Origin of the sequence: Micromonospora phytophila, from assembly GCF_023656545.1 — a bacterium.
GTDB classification, from domain to species: Bacteria; Actinomycetota; Actinomycetes; order Mycobacteriales; family Micromonosporaceae; genus Micromonospora; species Micromonospora phytophila.
Genome location: NZ_JAMOKF010000109.1, coordinates 1 through 15,083, shown reverse-complemented (window position 1 = coordinate 15,083; position 15,083 = coordinate 1). Strand labels below are relative to the sequence as shown.

20 protein-coding genes and 1 riboswitch are annotated in these 15,083 nt (G+C 73.3%); of the genes, 5 read left to right on the top strand and 15 right to left on the bottom strand.

Annotated features, from left to right (window positions below; genetic code table 11):
- The 7 genes from NCC78_RS15390 to NCC78_RS15360 form a co-directional block, all read right to left on the bottom strand.
- Positions 1 to 750: hypothetical protein (locus tag NCC78_RS15390; RefSeq protein WP_250795215.1), on the bottom strand; the 750-nt coding region annotated here is incomplete at its 3' end.
- A complete protein-coding gene (locus NCC78_RS15385; protein ID WP_250795214.1) occupies positions 747 to 1,130 on the bottom strand; it encodes a GPW/gp25 family protein in 384 nt (127 codons plus the stop codon). The genes NCC78_RS15390 and NCC78_RS15385, both read right to left, overlap by 4 nt.
- Positions 1,127 to 1,444: a hypothetical protein gene (locus NCC78_RS15380; protein ID WP_250795213.1), complete on the bottom strand. Its 318-nt coding sequence runs from the start codon at positions 1,442 to 1,444 to the stop codon at positions 1,127 to 1,129. Before NCC78_RS15380 ends, NCC78_RS15385 begins: the two co-directional genes overlap by 4 nt.
- The gene (locus tag NCC78_RS15375; protein WP_250795212.1) at positions 1,444 to 1,941 is read right to left on the bottom strand and encodes a phage baseplate assembly protein V; all 498 of its coding nucleotides are present in this window, start codon (positions 1,939 to 1,941) and stop codon (positions 1,444 to 1,446) included. Before NCC78_RS15375 ends, NCC78_RS15380 begins: the two co-directional genes overlap by 1 nt.
- 25 nt (positions 1,942 to 1,966) lie before the next feature.
- Positions 1,967 to 3,118 (bottom strand): hypothetical protein, encoded by a 1,152-nt coding sequence (locus tag NCC78_RS15370; RefSeq protein ID WP_250795211.1) that lies wholly within the window; start codon positions 3,116 to 3,118, stop codon positions 1,967 to 1,969.
- Position 3,119: 1 nt separating this feature from the next.
- Complete coding sequence (locus NCC78_RS15365; RefSeq protein ID WP_250795210.1) at positions 3,120 to 3,434, bottom strand: hypothetical protein; 315 nt, start codon at positions 3,432 to 3,434, stop codon at positions 3,120 to 3,122.
- Positions 3,431 to 4,084 (bottom strand): hypothetical protein, encoded by a 654-nt coding sequence (locus NCC78_RS15360; protein ID WP_250795209.1) that lies wholly within the window; start codon positions 4,082 to 4,084, stop codon positions 3,431 to 3,433. The genes NCC78_RS15365 and NCC78_RS15360 overlap by 4 nt, the downstream gene beginning before the upstream one ends.
- 112 nt (positions 4,085 to 4,196) lie before the next feature.
- Here NCC78_RS15360 and NCC78_RS15355 point away from each other — a divergent pair, with 112 nt between their 5' ends.
- Both NCC78_RS15355 and NCC78_RS15350 read left to right on the top strand, forming a co-directional pair.
- Entirely contained in the window at positions 4,197 to 4,703 is a 507-nt protein-coding gene (locus NCC78_RS15355; RefSeq protein WP_250795208.1) for a winged helix-turn-helix transcriptional regulator, read from the top strand.
- Between the two features lie 83 nt (positions 4,704 to 4,786).
- Entirely contained in the window at positions 4,787 to 5,485 is a 699-nt protein-coding gene (locus tag NCC78_RS15350; protein ID WP_250795207.1) for an SDR family oxidoreductase, read from the top strand.
- Positions 5,486 to 5,524: 39 nt separating this feature from the next.
- Here the strand turns inward: NCC78_RS15350 and NCC78_RS15345 are convergent, their stop codons facing one another.
- A complete protein-coding gene (locus NCC78_RS15345) occupies positions 5,525 to 6,304 on the bottom strand; it encodes a hypothetical protein (protein WP_250795206.1) in 780 nt (259 codons plus the stop codon).
- A 60-nt stretch (positions 6,305 to 6,364) separates the two neighbouring features.
- Complete coding sequence (locus NCC78_RS15340; RefSeq protein WP_250795205.1) at positions 6,365 to 7,282, bottom strand: diacylglycerol/lipid kinase family protein; 918 nt, start codon at positions 7,280 to 7,282, stop codon at positions 6,365 to 6,367.
- Between the two features lie 322 nt (positions 7,283 to 7,604).
- On the opposite strand from NCC78_RS15340, the gene NCC78_RS15335 reads away from it, so the two are divergent.
- Entirely contained in the window at positions 7,605 to 8,327 is a 723-nt protein-coding gene (locus tag NCC78_RS15335; protein ID WP_250795204.1) for a hypothetical protein, read from the top strand.
- A 54-nt stretch (positions 8,328 to 8,381) separates the two neighbouring features.
- On the opposite strand, the gene htpG is transcribed toward NCC78_RS15335, so the two are convergent.
- Together htpG and NCC78_RS15325 are read right to left on the bottom strand one after the other, a co-directional pair.
- Positions 8,382 to 10,313 (bottom strand): molecular chaperone HtpG, encoded by a 1,932-nt coding sequence (htpG, locus tag NCC78_RS15330; RefSeq protein ID WP_250795203.1) that lies wholly within the window; start codon positions 10,311 to 10,313, stop codon positions 8,382 to 8,384.
- A gap of 110 nt (positions 10,314 to 10,423) precedes the next feature.
- Positions 10,424 to 11,074, bottom strand: coding sequence for a LysM peptidoglycan-binding domain-containing protein (locus NCC78_RS15325; protein ID WP_250795202.1), 651 nt, complete (start codon positions 11,072 to 11,074; stop codon positions 10,424 to 10,426).
- Positions 11,075 to 11,245, bottom strand: a riboswitch (cyclic di-AMP (ydaO/yuaA leader).
- A 359-nt stretch (positions 11,246 to 11,604) separates the two neighbouring features.
- Between NCC78_RS15325 and NCC78_RS15320 the strand changes: the two genes are divergently transcribed.
- Together NCC78_RS15320 and NCC78_RS32220 are read left to right on the top strand one after the other, a co-directional pair.
- The gene (locus NCC78_RS15320) at positions 11,605 to 11,964 is read left to right on the top strand and encodes a hypothetical protein (RefSeq protein WP_250795201.1); all 360 of its coding nucleotides are present in this window, start codon (positions 11,605 to 11,607) and stop codon (positions 11,962 to 11,964) included.
- Positions 11,951 to 12,991, top strand: a complete 1,041-nt coding sequence (locus NCC78_RS32220; RefSeq protein ID WP_308220911.1) for a T3SS (YopN, CesT) and YbjN peptide-binding chaperone 1 — start codon at positions 11,951 to 11,953, stop codon at positions 12,989 to 12,991. The genes NCC78_RS15320 and NCC78_RS32220 overlap by 14 nt, the downstream gene beginning before the upstream one ends.
- Positions 12,992 to 13,028: 37 nt before the next feature.
- Here NCC78_RS32220 and NCC78_RS15310 read toward each other — a convergent pair whose 3' ends face one another.
- From NCC78_RS15310 to NCC78_RS15295, 4 genes are all read right to left on the bottom strand, one after another.
- A complete protein-coding gene (locus NCC78_RS15310) occupies positions 13,029 to 13,757 on the bottom strand; it encodes a cellulose binding domain-containing protein (RefSeq protein ID WP_250795200.1) in 729 nt (242 codons plus the stop codon).
- Between the two features lie 68 nt (positions 13,758 to 13,825).
- Positions 13,826 to 14,206, bottom strand: coding sequence for a DUF742 domain-containing protein (locus NCC78_RS15305; protein ID WP_250795199.1), 381 nt, complete (start codon positions 14,204 to 14,206; stop codon positions 13,826 to 13,828).
- Positions 14,184 to 14,630 (bottom strand): roadblock/LC7 domain-containing protein, encoded by a 447-nt coding sequence (locus tag NCC78_RS15300; protein ID WP_250795198.1) that lies wholly within the window; start codon positions 14,628 to 14,630, stop codon positions 14,184 to 14,186. The genes NCC78_RS15305 and NCC78_RS15300 overlap by 23 nt, the downstream gene beginning before the upstream one ends.
- Before the next feature lie 73 nt (positions 14,631 to 14,703).
- Positions 14,704 to 15,083: helix-turn-helix domain-containing protein (locus NCC78_RS15295; RefSeq protein WP_250795197.1), on the bottom strand; the 380-nt coding region annotated here is incomplete at its 5' end.

Below are 15,083 nucleotides of genomic sequence, written 5' to 3'. Positions count from 1 at the left end.
CCGGGCGTGCCGGCGCACCGAGGGGCGGCGCCGGGCGGTGAGCAGGTTGGCCTCGGCGGCGATCGCGTCCTGCCGGTAGGTCAACCGGTCGCCGACGTGCGCGAACAGCTCGACCAGGGTGACCAGCGGGTCGGCCGGGTTGCGGTCGGTCCAGCCGGGCACGAGGGTGGCGACCCGGTCCAGCAGCCGGGTCCGCAGGGCGTCGTAGTCGCGGGCCAGGTAGTCGAGCAGCGGCGTGCCGGCCGGCGCCGGTGGGCAGTCGTCGTCGGGCCGGCAGTCCAGCTCGTTCGGGCAGTCCACGGCGAAGGAGAACGGTCGGGCCGACAGCGGCTCGTCGAAGCCGTCCGGGAAACCCTCGCCGCCGGGGCCGCGCAGCGCGAGCAGGTAGGTGGACCAGTCCCCGGGCGAGGACGTGCGCACGGCGAGGACGCGGTCGCGCCGGGCGGCGGGCACGGCGGCGGAGATCAGCGCCCGGTCGGCGGGGCTCACCCCCGGGGGCGGGGCGGCGACGACCGCCGCGACCGGGTGGGCCCACTCGACGCGGACCGGGTTGAGCCCCGGGTCGACGCGGACGCCGCCGAGCACCCGCACCCGGGACGCGTCCAGGTCGCCCGGCACCGGCCCGCGCAGCAGGTGCACCAGGAGCACCCGGCGGCCGGCGAGGACCTCGACGTGGTCGATGCCGTCGAGGCCGGTCCCACTCTCCACCAGCGCCCGCCGGGCATCCAGGTCGACGTACGGGGCGGTCACGGCGCGCCGCCCTGCACGGTGAGGCTGCGCCGTTCGCCGACGACGGCACCGCCGACGAGCGGCAGGTAGCTGACGGTGACCCGCAGTTGCGCGTCGCGCGCCTCCACGGTCACGGTGTCGACCTGCAACAGGTCGCCGAGCCACCGTTGCAGGGCGCCGTGCACCAGCGCCCGGGTGGCGTGGGCCAGCTCGTCCCCGGCGGGCGCGAAGACGAGCCGGTCGACGCCGCTGCCGAAGTCGGGCCGGTTGACCCGTTCACCGGGCCGGGTGAACAGCACCGCCTCGACCAGGCCGCGCAGGTACTCCTCGTCGTCGACGAGGGCGGTGCGGCCCCGGCCGGCGACCCGCAGCGGGTGCCCGACGTGCCGACCGGCCGTCACGTAGCCACCACCCGGGGCTGGGACACCGTCACCGTCAGCGGTACCCCGGTCGGCGCGCAGGTGGCGGCGCCGGCCGAGACGACCAGCGGCTGGCCCAGCGACGTCACCCGGGTGGTGCCGACGGTCCACATGCCGGTGACGCAGGGGCCGCCCGAGACCGGCGGGAGCGGGCAGCCGGCCACCGACCAGGGGGGCGTCAGCAGCACGGTGGCCTGCCCGCCGACGGTGACCCGCGGGTTGGGCACGGTCGGCTGGGCCTGCCCGCCGTGCCCGCAGATGACCACGGCGCCCTGGTGCACGAGGTTGCCGGGCATCAGGTCACCTCCAGGGCACCCTGGTTGACCGAGACCTTCAGGCCGTCCAGCACCAGCGACGAGGCGCCGGTGGACAGCTCGATCCCGCCCGGGCCGAGCACCAGCTTCACCGGTACGACGACGGCGGGCGGCCCGACCTCCACCGTGACGCCACCCACGCCGGGCAGGTCGCTGACCGTCACGGTGATCGCGTCGGAGGTGAACATCCGCACCTGCGGCAGCCCGGGTGCCGGTGACTCGCCGGACTGCCAGAAGCAGCCGGCGATCACCGGGTAGTCGGGGTTGCCACCCTCGAACTGCACCCACGCCCCGGCCCCCACCGGGGGCACGGTGAAACCGCCGACGCCGTTGCCCGCGTAGGGCACGCACGGTTCCGCCCAGGCCAGCCGGCCATCGCCGAACACCCTCGGCACGCTGACCTGCAACCGCCCCCGCAGCAGCGGGTCGATGTTGGCTCTGACGGTGCCCCGGTAGATCCCGAAGAACTGTTTGGCCACGGCTACTCCTCACCGGCTCGCGCGCTCACCGCGGGCTCCGCGGCAGGACGGGGGTGGTCGCGCCGTGGCCGTCGCGCGCCAGCGTGAACGCCTGGCGGTAGCCGCCGAACGCGATGTCGTGCTCGACCTGGCGCACGTACCAGAGGCCGTCGTGGGTCCACCCCGCGCCGCGCACGCCGACGAGCCCCCGCGGTCGCAGCACCGCGCCGTAGCGGGCCCCGTCCGCGGTGCCCTCGGCGACGAGCGCGTCGGCGCCCCGGTCGACCTGCGACTGGGCGCGGGCCAGGGCGGTCACTCCGTCGCTGGTGCCCTCGCGCAGCCGCTGACGCCGCACGTCACCGGCGTTGGCCAGGGCGAACGGGACGGCGCCCAACGGCGGCCGAAGGGGTGCCACGGCGGCGACCGGGAGGTCCAGGCCGGTGCGCCGGTCCCGGACCGCGCCGGTCACGGTGGCCGGCCGGGTGGCGTCGGTCCGGAACGACACCTCCTCGACGTTGCTGTCCGATCCGAGGTCGACGGCGAGCGCCGGCTGCGGCGGCCCGATGCGTACCGGCGGTCCCCAGTAGAAGGTGCTGATGCCCGGCAGCGGGCCGGGGTCGACGTAGGTGACGTAGCCGTGCCGTTCGGCGAGGTCGGCGAGGTGCTCCAGGTCGGTGCCGTGCTGGGTCGGGATCCGATCGATGGGCAGCGGCGGATCCATCACCGGCGGTGGGATCACCTTCGGCAGGATGCCCTGCGCCGCGTACGGCGCGAGGATCGTCAACACGGTCGGGTAGTCGTCCAGCGCCGGATGTTCTACGTCGCGTTCCTCGCGGTGCAGCAGGTTGCCCACGTCCTCGCCGGTCACGGTGAACGTGGCGCCCTGCGTACCGGTGCCCGGGGCCAGCCGGGTCTCGGTGACGATGCCGTCGAAGAGCACCTGCGGCACCACGCCGAAGGTCAGCACCAGCACCACCCGCGCGAACGGCGCCAACGGCGAGGTGAGGCCGAAGGGGTTGTCGGCGGCGGCGAGCGGCCCGGCGCGGCCGGCGTCGAAGACGAGCGAGAAGGCGCTGCGTTCCTCGTCGCTCTCGGTGATCCGGGCGGAGCGCCACCGCTGGACGAGGTCAACAGTCAGCGGCAGGGGCAGGGTGCGCCCCGCCAGGATGGTCAGCCGCAGCCCCGAGCCGAGCAGCACGTCACACCCCCGGGATCGGGATGACGACCAGTTCGCCCTCGGCGTCCGGGCCAGTCAGCTCGTCCGGGTCGAGCGCGGTGTTGGCGTCCGCGACCCGCCACCAGGCGGTGGCGTCGCCGAGATAGCGGTGGGTGACCAGGTCGAGCCGGTCACCGGCGGCGACCCGGTGCACCGCGGCGGCGCGCACGTCGCGCGGGTCCGGCAGGTCGCGTTGCCGCAGGTAGCGCACCTCGCGCACACCGCCGGTACCGTCCGGCACGGTGACGGTGACGGTGGCGACGGGCGTCGCGTCGTACCGGCCGGGCACGGCGGTCACGCCCCGGTCAGTTCGGTGACGGCGGAGACCGCGCCGGTGACCGACCCGACGACGGCCAGCAGCTCCTTGGCCACCAGGTGGGCGAGGTAGAGCCCGTAGCCGACGTCGGTCAGCGGCAGGTCGTCGTAGGTGAGCACCTGCGCGGAGATGTCGACGCTGGCGCGGATCGGGCTCAGCGCGGGGTTGAACGCCTGCTCGGCGATCCCCAACTGGGTGATCTTGACGGGCACGACCCGGCCCGGTCCCCAGACCATGACGGCCATCGGCAGCTCGACGGGAAGGATCTCGATCATGCCGGCCGCGAGCAACGCCGTGTTGGCGATGACCCGGACGCTGCCCGGGTGCAGCAGCATCTCCAGCACGGACAACTGCGGGAGGACGCCGACGCTGCCCGCGACCGGGTCGCCGACCTCCAACTGGTCGGTGGCGTCGATCTCCACGGTCATCGACACGGTCTCCGTCGGGGCGCCCCAGGCCCGGTGGACGTCGGCGGAACGCTGGCCCGAGTCGCCACCGGAGCGCGGCTGGAGGTTTCGCTGCACCTGGTCCGGGTTGTACTGGAACACCACCACGCGCGACAGCGGCCCCAACGGGTCGACGGCGATGATGGCGCCCCGCAGGGTTCGCGGGCTGCCCGGAAAGCTGCTCACGCCGCCGAGGATCCCGCACGCCCGTCGCCACACCGTCACGCCGCCATCACCGCCGGGCGGGTGACCCAGCTGACTTTTGTAATCCTAAGTCAGCGGGGGTAGCGTCATCGGCATGACCGACGACCTGCTCGCCGACCGGGACGCCTGGCTCAACACCAACTGCTCGATCGCCAGTGCGCTGGAGGTGGTCGGCAACCGCTCCACGCTCCTGCTGCTGCGCGAGGCGTCCTTCGGCACCCGCCGCTTCGACGACTTCGCCCGCCGGGTGGGCGTCAGCGAGCCGGTCGCCGCCGCCCGGCTCCGGCAGCTCGTCGCCGACGGACTGCTCGAACGCCGCCCCTACCGCGAACCCGGGCGGCGGACCCGTGACGAGTACCACCTCACGCCCAAGGGCGCCGCGCTGCTGCCGGTGCTGACCGCGCTGCGGCAGTGGGGTGACGCCTGGACCGCCGACCCGGCCGGCCCGTCCGTCCGGGTCGAGCACCACGACTGCGGCGCCGTCGTGCACGCGCGGCTGCGCTGCGCCGCCGGCCACGACGTCACACCGGGCGACATCGACGTACGCCCGGGGCCGGGCCTGCTGCGCGCGGACCCGGCCGTCGCGCCGAAGACCCCCTGACCCATCAACCGACGACACCCCACGGCCCGCGCCGACCCGGCGCCGGGCGCCGCCGCACGCCCTCATCCACCAGGAGTACGCACATGAAGATCGCTGGAAGCACCGCCCTCGTCACCGGCGCGAACCGGGGCTTCGGCCGGCACCTCGCCGCCGAGCTGGTCGCCCGGGGCGCCACCGTCTACGCCGCCGCCCGCGACCCCCGGCAGGTCGACCTGCCGGGCGTGACACCGGTCCGGCTGGACGTGACCGACCCGGCCTCGGTCGCCGCCGCGGCCGAGCTGGCCCGGGACGTCACCCTGCTGGTCAACAACGCCGGCTCGTCCACGGGCGCGGACCTGCTCGACGCCGACCTGGACCGGATCCGGCTGGAGATGGACACCCACTACTTCGGCACGCTGTCGGTGGTGCGCGCCTTCACGCCGGTGATCGCCGGCAACGGCGGCGGGACGGTGCTCAACATCCTGTCCGCACTGTCCTGGGTGAGCTTCCCGCACATCGGGGCGTACAGCGCGGCCAAGTCGGCGCAGTGGTCGCTGACCAACGCGCTGCGCGCCCAGCTGGCCGACCGGAACATCCGGGTCGCCGGCCTGCACGTGGGCTACATGGACACCGACATGGCCGCCGGCGTGACCAGCCCGAAGTCGGACCCGGCCGAGATCGCCCGGATCGCCGTGGACGGGATCGAGGCCGACGCCTACGAGATCCTCGCCGACGACGTCAGCCGCCAGGTACGCGCCGGGCTGGCCGGCGGGGTCGCCGCGCTCTACCCGCAGCTGCCCTGACCAGCGCCCCGCTGGGCGCGACACCGGCCGGTGCCGCGCTCAGTGTGGCGGTCGCCGGCCCATGCCGGCCGCGGCGGTATCGGCGGTGCAGCTCAACTCGCCCGGGGCGAGCTGGACCCGGGCGGGCCGCCACACCTCGACCTTCGCCCCCACCACCCGGGCCAGCACACAGTCGTACTGGCTCGCGCGCAGCGCCACCCCGACCGTGCCGCCGGCCGTGGCCACGTCCCGCCGCACGCCCGGTTCCAGGGCGATGCCGTCGACGACGGCCCGGACGGCCGCCTCGGTAGCGGCGGCGCCGGTGGGCAGCCGGGCGTGCAGCGTCTCGTCGACGTCGCCCGGCAGGGCCGGGTCGGTGGATACGCGGACCGGACTGGTGCCGGGGCAGGGAACCTCGTCGACGCGGTCGTCGGTGACGTCGGTGCCCCAGCTGAGCTGGAAGCAGAACGGCAGGGTGAGGATCTCACCGGTCGCCCTGCCCTGGTCGTCGTGAACGGGCGCGACGCCCCGCACCCGGATGACGAGAGAGGTGCCGTCCTTGCCGTCGAGCCGGGCACCGCCGATGCGCATCACCTCGGTGCCATCCACCCGGGCTGCGGAGCGGGCGTACCGGTAGACGTCGTGCGGCGGGCGCGGCTCGATCGACTGCTCGACCCGGAGCAGCTTCTGCCGCGCGTCGTCCGCCGCGCGCTCGTGCACGGGCACGGGTGGCGGCGGGGTGGCGTCCATCCAGCCGTTCCACTGGAAGCAGCCGGCGAGCGGGATCAGCACAACCACCGCCAGGATGGTGTGCGTCCACCGCCGTGCCGCCCCTCGCACGACCTCATTCTGTACCAGCCGGGCGGCTCCGGCTGCCCCGCGCCGCCGCTGCGACGAGCGTCAGGGGCAGCAGAGGGTCAGCGCGCCGGGCACCACCCGCAGCTTGAGCTTGTCGACCTTCTTCCGGGCGCCGCCGTCCAACTCGTACGTCCGGGGTGCGGCGAGGCGGACCTTGGCCTTGCGGCCGCGGGTGATCCGCACGAACGGGGACTCCTCCGACCGGCCGGCGGCCATCCGGCCCAGCGTGCGCGCCCAGTCCACGGAGCCGTTGGCGGTGGCCACGCCGATCTCCAGGCAGCCGTCGTCGGGTCGGGCGTCGTCGAACGCGGGGATGCCGCCGGTGATCGTGCCGACGTTGCCGAAGAGCACACAGCTGGCCTCGCCGTCGAACCACTCGGCGCCGTCGACGGTGATCCGGGTGCGGACCAGTTCGCCGCGGACGTGCCGCAGCCCGGTCCACATGTAGGCCAGCCGGCCGAACCTGCCCTTGAGCCTGCGGTCGGCGTCGCGGATCAGGTCTCCGTCGAAGCCGGCGCCGGCCATCACCGCGAAGTGCTCGCCGTTGAGTCTGCCGAGGTCGAGGGTGCGGCGCGGGCCGTGCAGGCCGATGCGTACCGCCTCGGGGAGGTCCTCGGGGATGCCGAGGTTGGCGGCGAAGAGGTTGGCGGTGCCGGCGGGCAGGATCGCCATCGCGGTGCCCGTGCCGGCGAGGGTGTCGGCGCAGCGTTGCACCATGCCGTCACCGCCCCAGACGAAGATCAGCTCGGCGCCCTTCTTCAGCGCCGCACGGACCTTCTTCGGTGCTTTCCGGCTCTTCGGGACCTCGTACCAGATCAGGTCGTCGACGCCCGCGCCGGCCAGCTCCGCGCGCAGCGCGTCCAGGCCGCCGCCGAGGGTCTTCTTCCGGTGGGCGACGACCGCGACCGTGCCCACCTGGGCGATTATGGGCGCGGCGGCCGCCGGGGTACTCCTGCTCATGGCCGCCGGTGTTACCCAGCCGGCCCGATCCGTACGCGTCGCGGTCGTACGAGCCCGCTGGCGGCACGCCGGGCGGGTCGTTTTTCGATCCTGACGCCACCGAATGTCCTGGTCGGATTGCTGATGGTCGATCGGAGAGGCGCCTCCCGCCGCTCGGTTGCGGACCGCAGAGGTACGGGCTTGTCGATCGGCCAGGATCCGGGTGCACCGGTTGCGGTCGCCGCCGCACCCAATGCTCTGGTCCTCCCGAGGGATCGATCGGCGATAGCCTGGCTCGCTGCCACATCACGGGGCGGCATGGGAGGAGCTGACCATGAGGACCATGTCGATCAGACGCACGGTGATCACACTCGCGGCGGCGGCCGTGTTGCTGGCGGGCTGCGCAGGCCGCGGAAGCGGCGAGAGCGTCTGGCAGGCACCTGCCGACAACGGGGTGGCCGCCCTCGAACCGGCGCAGATACTGGAGCGGTCGAAGACCGCGCTGAAGGGGGCGAAGTCGTACCGGATCAAGGGCGACGTCATCGCAGACGGCAAGCGCATGGGGCTGGACCTCCGCATCAGCGGCGACGACGTCGCCGGAAACATCTCCATGGACGACGCCTCGGTGGAGTTGCTCTCGGTCGGCGGTAAGCAGTACATGCGGCCGGACGAGAAGTTCTGGGAGCAGAACGTCGGCGCGGAGGCCGCCGAGCAGATGACCAAGCTGATGGGCGACCGGTGGAGCGTCGTGCCGGAGCGGAACAAGGACTTCGCGGACCTGTTCGGCGTGACCAACCTCGACAACCTGTTCGAGGCCGACGGCACTGTGGTCAAGGGCGAGACCAAGGACATCGGCGGCGCGCAGGCCGTCGCTCTGATCGACGAGGGCGGCAAGGGCGGCACCCTCTGGGTGGCCACGATTGGCGAGCCGTACCCGGTCCGGGTGGAGAGCAAGGAGACCGGACAGGGCCAGATCACCCTCAACGACTTCGGCACCACCTTCCCGCAGCTGAAGGCGCCGACGGAGGACCAGGTGGTCGACCTGGAGAAGTTCAAGGGCAAGTGACCCGAGGCGTCGGCGCCTCCCCGGGGGGAGGCGCCGACGCGCGGTGCCAACGGCTCAGAGGGTACGGGCCAGCCGGTCGGCGAGGATGCGGGTGAAGCGGGACGGGTCGGCCAGTTCCCCGCCCTCGGCGAGCAGCGCCATCCCGTACAACAGCTCGGCGGTCTCCTGCAGCGACTCCCCGGTGCCGCCCTGCTCGCGGGCCTTGCGCAGGCCGGTGACGAGCGGGTGGCCCGGGTTGAGTTCCAGGATCCGCTTGACCTGCGGCACCTCGTGCCCCATCGCCCGGTACATCTTCTCCAGCGTCGGGGTGATGTCGTGGGCGTCACCCACCACGCAGGCCGGCGAGGTGGTCAGCCGCGACGACAGCCGGACCTCCTTGACCGAGTCGGCGAGGACGCCGGTCATCCAGGTGAGCAGCTCGGCGAAGTCCTTGCGCTGCTGCTCCCGCTCGGCCTCGGCCTCGGCCTTCTCCTCCTCGGTGTCCAGGTCGACCTGGCCCTTCGCGATGGAGCGCAGGGTCCGGCCGTCGTACTGGCCGACGCGTTCCACCCAGACCTCGTCGACCGGGTCGGTGAGCAGCAGCACCTCGTAGCCCTTGGCGCGGAACGCCTCCATGTGCGGCGAGTTCTCAATCGTGGTGCGGGACTCGCCGGTGGCGTAGTAGATGTCGGCCTGGCCGTCCTTCATCCGGGCGACGTAGCCGGCCAGGTCGGTCGGCTCGGCGGGGTCGTGGGTGGAGGCGGCCGACAGGATCTCCAGGAGGGTGTCCCGGTTCTCCGTGTCGTCGATCAGCCCTTCCTTGACCGCGGCGCCGAACTCGGCCCAGAAGGTCCGGTACTTCTCGGCGTGGTTGGCCTTGAGGTCCTTGACGGTGGCCAGGATCTTCCTGACCAGCCGGCGGCGGACGACCTGGATCTGCCGGTCCTGCTGGAGGATCTCCCGGGAGATGTTCAGCGACAGGTCGTGCGCGTCCACCACGCCCTTGACGAAGCGCAGGTAGTTCGGCATGAGCGCTTCGCAGTCGTCCATGATGAAGACCCGCTTGACGTAGAGCTGCACGCCGCGGCGGCCCTGCGGGGAGAAGAGGTCCAGCGGCGCGTGGGACGGGATGAACAGCAGCGCCTCGTACTCGAAGGTGCCCTCGCCCCTCATGTGCACGATGTCCAGCGGGTCGGCCCAGTCGTGGGCGACGTGCTTGTAGAACTCGTGGTATTCGGCCTCGTCGACCTCGTCGCGGGGCCGGGCCCAGAGCGCCTTCATCGAGTTGAGCGTCTGCACCTCGGTGGTGGCCGCGCCGCCGTCGGCGCCGGGGCGCTCCACGGTCATCCGGATCGGCCACGCGATGAAGTCGGAGTACCGCTTGACGATCTCCCGGATCGTCCACTCGGCGGTGTAGTCGTGCAGGTTGTCCTCGGCGTCGGCCGGCTTGAGGTGCAGGGTAACCGAGGTGCCCTGCGGCGCGTCGTCGACCGGCTCGATCGAGTAGGTGCCCTCGCCGGTGGACTCCCAGCGGGTGCCGCCGATCTCCCCCGCCCTGCGGGTCACCAGCTCGACCCGGTCGGCGACCATGAACGCCGCGTAGAAGCCGACGCCGAACTGGCCGATCAGCTCCTGCGGCGCCCCCGCGTCGCTGGACTCGCGCAGCTTGCGCAGCAGCTCGGCGGTGCCGGACTTGGCGATCGTGCCGATCACCTGCACCACCTCGTCCCGGGACATGCCGATGCCGTTGTCCCGGACGGTCAGCGTGCGCGCCGCCTTGTCGACCTCGATCTCGACGTGCAGGTCGGAGGCGTCCACCGCCAGGTCCTTGTCGACCATCGACGCCAGGCGCAGCTTGTCCAGCGCGTCGGAGGCGTTCGAGATCAGCTCGCGCAGAAAGACGTTCTTGTTCGAGTAGATCGAGTGGACCATCAGCTGGAGCAGCTGACGCGCCTCGGCCTGGAACTCCAACGTCTCGGCCCGGTTGCTCACACCGTGTCCTTTCATCTCCGAAAGCCCACAACAGGTTCGCGGAAAGGATACGAGCCGTCGCCCACCGCGAAGACGGCGACGCCCGGCCGGAGGGTCCGGCCGGGCGTCGTCGTCAGGGGTACGCGTCAGAGGCTGAGCCGCTGACCCGGGAAGATCAGCGCCGGGTCGTCGCCGACGACCCGCTCGTTGCGCTCGTACAGCTCGCGCCAGCCGCCGTCGACGCCGTGCGAGGTGGCGATCTTCGCCAGGGTGTCGCCCGGCGTCACCACGTGGGTCCGGCCGGAGCCGGACGGCGCGCTGCGCCGCTCCGTGCCGCGCGACGACTTCTCCGTGCCCGGGTCGCGCTTCTTCGACGTCGACTCCGACTTCCGCTCGGACTTCGACTCCGACTTCGGGGTGTACGACGTGGTGGAGCCGCCCTTCTTGCCACAGGTCGGCCACGCGCCGATGCCCTGGCCGTCGAGGACGCGCTCGGCGACGCGGATCTGCTCGCCGCGGCTGGCCAGGTCGGCGCGCTTGGCGTACGTCAGGCCGCCGTAGCCCTCCCAGGTGCTCTGCGAGAACTGCAGGCCGCCGTAGTAGCCGTTGCCGGTGTTGATGCTCCAGTTGCCACTGGACTCGCACTGCGCGATCGCGTCCCAGTTGACGCTGGCGGCCTGCGCCGGTGCGGCCGGGCCGAAGAGCGCCACCGCGCCGGCGACGGCGCCGACGGCGAGGGTGCCGACGGCGGTACGGGCGGCGACGCGACGGTGACGGGCCTGGTGATTCGATGCCATGTGTGATCCCTCCACGCCGGCGAGGTCAGCTGTCGGGTTCGGGCCGAGGAGCCCGGCCGCGCACGCGGCTTCACCCCGAGGTGACGTGCACCGAGGAACGTTGGGTCCCCCGCTCCGTGCCTCAATGACAAGGTCCCGACGGCCGGCGGCAGGATTAGGCGTTACCGACCGTGGTGTTCGCGATCACGAACTCCACCGACGTTAGGGAGGGTTCGCGCCGATTGCCCACTTCTCGTGAGTTTCCTCACCGGCCTCTGCGCGAGCGCCTTCCGTCGAGTTGCGCATGGCCCGCAACCGTGTCAGCCGCCCCCGCCGGCCTCGTGCACCCGGACCTCACCGCGCCGGGAACCGCCGCCGACACGCGCGACGCGTGCCCTCGGCACCGGGCGTCGCGGGGGGCGTGACCTGCCGGGGTGTGGGTTTGCCCCCGGCACCTACCGTCGGGGGCGGCGCCATCGTCGGAGTGGACGCCGGCAGTGGGCCCGAGGGCTGGTGCGGCCACCGGATCACTTGGTCAGTACGGTAGGGATGTGTCTCTATGGATGGCCGCGATGTGGGGACTGGTCGGCAGCGCCGTGGCCGAGGCGCTGAACCTGTCGGCGATGATGCGCCCGACCACCGACTCCGGGGGCCGGTGGCAGTGGCCGTGGCGGGACCGTCGGGACCGTCCGATCGTCGTGATCGCCGTTCTGCTGAGGACGGTGGCCGGCACCGGGCTCGCCGCCGCGGCCGGCGCGGGCGGCCTGGCCACCACCGCCTTCGCCAGCTTCACCTTCGGCGTCGCCGCGCCCCTGGTGATCGCCAAGATGTTCGACCAGATCCGGGTCACGGACCAACCGAGCGAGCAGGTGCCCGAGCGATCGGACGGCGAGCACGATGACGCGGCGTGACAGCCTCCTGGGCCGCGTCGTCTCCGCCCTGGCGGCGCGTCCCAGCACGACGGCCACGGCCGTTCCCGTGCCGACCCGCACCAGACTGGCGGCGGCGCTGGCCGCCCGGCCGCTGACGCCTCGGCACACCCGCTCCGACCCCGGGCCGGTCCACGACCGCGACGACGAGGGGAAGCTGACCCAGCGGGTCAAGGAGGTGCTGGCCGGCGTCCTGGGCGTCACCGCCGACCAACTGCGGGTCGACGCCGACGGCGACGTGGGCATCCGCGCCGGTTCCGCCATGATCTTCGTACGGGCGCAGGACGACCCGCCGCTGGTGGACGTCTTCTCGCCCCTGCTGACCGGGGTCGACCCGACCGAGTCGTTGTACCGGCGGCTCTCCGACCTCACCAACGGCCTCGTCGTCGGGCGCGTCTACTGCACCGGGGACACGGTCTGGGCCTCGGTTCCCGTCTTCGGGCAGGACTTCGTGCCCACCCACCTGTTGCTGGCGGTGCGGGCCATGGTCGAGCTCGCCGACGACCTCGACGACCAGCTCCGCCGGGAGTTCGGCGGCAGCCGGTTCTTCGGCCCGGAGGCCACCGGGCTGGTGGCGGTCCCCGACCCGACCGGCTACCTGCGCGACCTCGACCGGGCCGGGGCGAGCGGGGCCGGCAGCGTCCTGGTCGACCTGCTGGCGGACCGGGGCCGCACCGAGGAGCTGCGCAAGCGCGCCGACCACGGCGACTGGCACGCCGCCTCCCGGCTCGCCGCGCTGCTCGCCGCCGAGGGGCGCACCGACGAGGCCGAACGGTACTGGCGGATCGCCGCCGACCAGGACGACCCGAGGGCCCGCGAGGAGCTGGCCGGCCTGCTGGCCGCCCGTGGCCGGCACGACGAGGCGATCGCCCTGCTGCGGCGGGCGGTCGACGGCGACGACTGGCGGCCCCTGCCGCTGCTGCTGACCCTGCTCACCGAGCGCGGCCTCGTCGACGAGGCGATCGCGCTGCTGCGCCGCCGGACGGACCGGGCGGCCACCGGAGACTGACCACCGGCCCCGGACACGCCACCGCGGCAACCGTCGGTCAGTCCGACAGGCCGGTGCAGGCCGTTGCGTCGACGGCGCATGCCACGGGAGTGGAGCTGATCTGCGCCCCTCTCACCCGGAACGTGACCCTGACCGAGCCGGCGGCCGGCACCTGTCCCGCTGTCCCGTCGGGGACGAAGGTCCACGTCGCGCCGGCGCGGGTGGCCCGGGCGCCGGTGACCGCGGTGACGTCGAGCGACTCCCGGGGCAGCGTGACCACCAACTCCCAGGCCGTCACCCGCTCCGGCCCCGGGTTGCTGATCGTCACGGCGGCGCCGTAGCTGAGCAGGGCGCTCTCCTCCACGGCGAAGTGGGCGGTCAGCGGGACCCGCCTGACCGGCGCCTGCGTGGTGACGGACGACCCGGTCGCGGACGGTGGGACGCGTGGCGCGGGTACGACTGTCGTCGGGGGCTCCGGCGTCGGCCGGGAGGCGGCCGGTCTGGCGCGCCTGCCCGGCCGACCGGCCTCGGTGGTGCTCCACACCTCGACGTCCGGCGGCGAATCGACCGCCACGGGCGCCGGGCGCTCCGGTGTCCGCCCCGCCAGGACGGCGACGACCGCCGTCGTGATCAGCACCGCCAGCGTGGCGACCACCACGATCCGGCTCATCCGCGACCCGTCGCCCGCACCGGTGACGGCGCGCCGCGTGGCCCCGGCCACGGCGATGACCTTGTCGAGCACGATGATCGCCACGGTCCGCCGTGGCCGGTGCGGTGGCAACGGCACTACCTCTCCTCTTCTCTCCACCTGCGTCCCTGCGCCGGCCTGCGCGCGCCGGCACGGTCACCCGCCGCTCAGAGCGTGCGGAGCCCCGCGAGCAACGCCTCCAGCAATTCCCGGGACGGTCTCCCGGACAGCGTCGGGGGTTCGCGCAGCTCGATCAGCCCCGCCTCCAGCAGGTCACCGAGCAGCACCCGGACCGTGTCCACCGGCAGGTCGAGGTCCGCGCCCAGCTCCGCCACCGACAGTGGACGCCGGCAATTTCGCACGATCTGCGCCTGCTCGGGAAGGAGTTGCGCGTCGGGAGGCACGTCGCCGTGGGCCACGACCAGGCAGACGAGGTCGAGCCGCCGCTGGTCGGGGGCGAACCGCCCGCCCGTCATCACGTACGGCCGGACCACCGGGCCGGCGGCGTCGTCGTACCACGCGGTCTCAGGGGCGCCGTCCGGGTGCACCGCGCTCCCCGCTCGTCGCTGCCCTCACCGGCGCGAGGTACACCGGCAGGTACCGTTCCGCCCGCGCCACGAAGAGCGCCACCTCGTACGCCATGTCGCCGACCTCGGTGTCACCGCCCATCCGCACGGCGAGGATCGCCCCGCTCCGGATGGTGGCGACGAACAGGAAGGACCGCCACATCTGCACGACGACCTGCCGCAACGCACCCCCGACGCACACCCGGGCGGCGGCCAGCCCGAGCGCCTCCAGCCCGGCGACCATGCCGGACAGCTGTCGGGCCAGGGCGTCGTCGACGCCCGGACTCGCCCCGAGCAGCAGCCCGTCGGGAGACAGCACCACGGCGAACCTGGCTCCGTCGACCCGGTCGACCAGGTCGGTCAGGGCGTCGGTCAGTCCGTCGGCGATGACCACTGATGGCGTCATTCAACGTCCTCTCGCTGCTCTCGGAACGACTGCCTCGACGGTGCGGGTCACCGGCGCCACGTCCGGGCACGGGTCACGGCACGGGCCGTTCCGGCCAGGGCTGCCCCGAGGCGTCGCTCGACCGGTCCGCCACGATGGTCCGCAGCAGGGCCAGCAACTCCGCCCGATTGGCGCAGTTGAGCCGGGACCGCATCCGCGCCACGTGATGCTCCACGGTCTTGGTCGAGATGAAGAGCCGGTCGCCAATCTCCCGGTAGGTCAGCCCAGCCAGCACCAGCTCGGCGACCTCCTTCTCCCGGTCGCTGAGCCGGTGCGGCGCGGCACCGGCGGCCCCGCCGGCCGCCGGTGCGCCGACGCCGCCGGCCGACCGCTGACCGCTCTTGCCGGTGGCCGGGCGGCCCTGGAGCATCCGGGCGCAGTCGAGCAGCGTGGTCATCGCCCGCCGGTCCGACG

Excerpts from the sequence above, each read along its gene's own strand:
- NCC78_RS15380 (WP_250795213.1), bottom strand. The coding sequence starts at position 1,444 with ATGCCCGGCAACCTCGTGCACCAGGGCGCCGTGGTCATCTGCGGGCAC.
- NCC78_RS15355 (WP_250795208.1), top strand. The coding sequence starts at position 4,197 with ATGACCGACGACCTGCTCGCCGACCGGGACGCCTGGCTCAACACCAAC.
- NCC78_RS15350 (WP_250795207.1), top strand. The coding sequence starts at position 4,787 with ATGAAGATCGCTGGAAGCACCGCCCTCGTCACCGGCGCGAACCGGGGC.
- NCC78_RS15340 (WP_250795205.1), bottom strand. The coding sequence starts at position 7,282 with ATGAGCAGGAGTACCCCGGCGGCCGCCGCGCCCATAATCGCCCAGGTG.
- NCC78_RS15335 (WP_250795204.1), top strand. The coding sequence starts at position 7,605 with ATGTCGATCAGACGCACGGTGATCACACTCGCGGCGGCGGCCGTGTTG.
- htpG (WP_250795203.1), bottom strand. The coding sequence starts at position 10,313 with ATGAAAGGACACGGTGTGAGCAACCGGGCCGAGACGTTGGAGTTCCAG.
- NCC78_RS15325 (WP_250795202.1), bottom strand. The coding sequence starts at position 11,074 with ATGGCATCGAATCACCAGGCCCGTCACCGTCGCGTCGCCGCCCGTACC.
- NCC78_RS32220 (WP_308220911.1), top strand. The coding sequence starts at position 11,951 with ATGACGCGGCGTGACAGCCTCCTGGGCCGCGTCGTCTCCGCCCTGGCG.
- NCC78_RS15300 (WP_250795198.1), bottom strand. The coding sequence starts at position 14,630 with ATGACGCCATCAGTGGTCATCGCCGACGGACTGACCGACGCCCTGACC.